Genomic DNA, 2058 nt, shown 5'->3' with positions numbered 1-2058 from the left:
GAGCTGCCAGCCGTTATAGTCATTCAAACCCGCAAAAGACGACATATCCGGGAGCTGATTTTGACCGTTTCCCACCCCGCGTTTTGCTGCTTCTCCCAAACCAAGGTTTTCGAGAATGCTTCTAGCGACATGATTTGCCACAATCCCCCGTCAGCACAGCCGTTAATCGGGAGGGAAAATGGCAAAAATCGGCTATATGAGGGTGTCAACAATTGACCAATCCAACTATTTACAGCGCGATGCGTTAATTAGCGCAGGTTGTGACCAGATTTTCGAAGACCGAATGAGCGGCAAGGTCGAGAACCGTCCGGGGCTGAAACGTGCGCTGAAGTGCATGGAAAAGGGCGATTCGCTTATCGTATGGAAGCTGGACCGATTGGGGCGCAGCGTGAAGAATCTCATCGCGCTGATCTCTGAGCTGCACGATCGCGGGATACATTTCCGCTCTCTGACCGACAGCATCGACACCGGCACGGCGATGGGGCGCTTTTTCTTTCATGTGATGAGCGCGCTGGCGGAAATGGAGCGTGAGCTGATCGTCGAACGGACGCTGGCGGGTATGGCCGCCGCTCGCGCGCAGGGTCGGGTAGGGGGNAGGCCGAGGGTATTGTCTCCGACGGACCGCGAGATGATCGGCCGGCTATTGGCCAATGGTTACAATCGACAACAGATTTCGCTCACCTACGGCATTGGTCGATCCACGCTCTATCGCTATTTTCCCGCCGGGAAAAAGACAGATGGCGCCTGAAGCGCCTCGGCGAGGGTTTGTGGTTTTCGTACCTAAAAATCAATCTGTTACCGAAGGAGGCGATGAGTTTTGGCCGGTTGGCTCCAAATCTGTCCGGACTGTTGTGGCGATCACGATTTGTGAAATCGATGCGGCCGTCCGTATGGAAATGTTACGAGATCCAAAAGGTGATAACGCCTAACACGTCATCGCTCACTGGGCTCTTGGACGGGGAGCAACTGCAATGATGTCTCGGACACTCTATCTTCCATGACTTCTCCCGGCTAAACGAACCGACGATGACATTTGTATCGGGGTAAAAGGTTATATTGAGGTAGAGGTAGAGGTAGAGGTAGAGGTAGAGGTAGAGGTAGAGGTAGAGGTAGAGGTAGAGGAGGCGAGCGTAACATGGGAGGCGCCAGAGTCGAAAAATCAGCGGCACATGAGTGACGGCTTTTTCCTCTCCACACTATCATCCGGCTAAAAAAGCGCCGAAAATCCGTTGCAGCCATGGAAAAACCGTCTGCCCACAGTTATCGCACGCCTTCCTCGAGAATTATTGTGGCTGGGATCAGGTAATAGAAGAGGCTGAGTTCAGAGCAAAAAGAAATGCAGTAAGGCTGCCATGAAGAGTCCCCTGTTTTCTCAGTGCTGATGGCGGAAGGTTTTGGACGCAGGGACATAGATATATTTAATACAATCAATTGGTTGTTCTGGTGGGGCAAGGGGCTGTGGCGTTATCGTTTACACGTTGTTTGGAACCCACGAAAGCCCTGTTTCTTTCCCGCTTTCGCGAGAGAAATTTGAGTTGGGTTTATGATTGATTACTGCAGAAAAAACTTAGGATGGTGGGTCGTGCAGGATGTATTCGGCCTTCGGCCTTGCCCTGCGGGCCAACGCGGCGCGTTGTTGTCTCGCTTCGCTCGGCTCGAACCTGAACGCAGCTTCTCNCCCGCACGATGTGTGCGAACTGTGATTTTGACGTGTTTAATGGAATTCGGAAGAAAAACTTAGGATGGTGGGTCGTGCAGGATTCGAACCTGCGACCAATTGATTAAAAGTCAACTGCTCTACCAACTGAGCTAACGACCCGCAGAAGTGGTGGGTGATGACGGGATCGAACCGCCGACCCCCTCCTTGTAAGGGAGGTGCTCTCCCAGCTGAGCTAATCACCCACTTNTGTAACACATTTTAGAGACCAAGGCGCTGGTTGATAAGTGGTGGGTGATGACGGGATCGAACCGCCGACCCCCTCCTTGTAAGGGAGGTGCTCTCCCAGCTGAGCTAATCACCCACTTCTGTNNNTNNNANTATAGGGATAGTTCATAGTG

The 2058-nt window shown here is 52.4% G+C and carries 1 protein-coding gene, 3 tRNA genes, 1 other RNA gene and 1 pseudogene; 1 reads left to right on the top strand and 5 read right to left on the bottom strand.

All coding sequences use genetic code 11. From position 1 onward, the window contains the following. A pseudogene (locus SB13_RS18085) lies at positions 1 to 117 on the bottom strand (phage tail protein); the annotation flags it as partial. A gap of 61 nt (positions 118 to 178) precedes the next feature. On the opposite strand from SB13_RS18085, the gene SB13_RS16820 reads away from it, so the two are divergent. Continuing rightward, positions 179 to 748: a recombinase family protein gene (locus tag SB13_RS16820; protein ID WP_026741445.1), complete on the top strand. Its 570-nt coding sequence runs from the start codon at positions 179 to 181 to the stop codon at positions 746 to 748. 825 nt (positions 749 to 1573) lie between these two features. Here SB13_RS16820 and SB13_RS17525 read toward each other — a convergent pair. The 4 genes from SB13_RS17525 to SB13_RS16800 all read right to left on the bottom strand — a co-directional run bounded on the left by SB13_RS17525 (position 1574) and on the right by SB13_RS16800 (position 2021). Beyond that, positions 1574 to 1699, bottom strand: a non-coding RNA gene (locus tag SB13_RS17525) — RtT sRNA. Positions 1700 to 1743: 44 nt separating this feature from the next. Further along, positions 1744 to 1819 (bottom strand) — tRNA-Lys (locus SB13_RS16810). Positions 1820 to 1826: 7 nt separating this feature from the next. Beyond that, positions 1827 to 1902, bottom strand: a tRNA-Val gene (locus SB13_RS16805). A gap of 43 nt (positions 1903 to 1945) precedes the next feature. Continuing rightward, a tRNA-Val gene (locus SB13_RS16800) sits at positions 1946 to 2021 on the bottom strand. Positions 2022 to 2058: the final 37 nt, after the last annotated feature.

Source organism: Lonsdalea quercina subsp. quercina, from assembly GCF_000688695.1.
Classification (GTDB): Bacteria; Pseudomonadota; Gammaproteobacteria; order Enterobacterales; family Enterobacteriaceae; genus Lonsdalea; species Lonsdalea quercina_D.
Note: the sequence above shows the minus strand (reverse complement) of the source record. Positions and strands in the feature narration are given on the sequence as shown.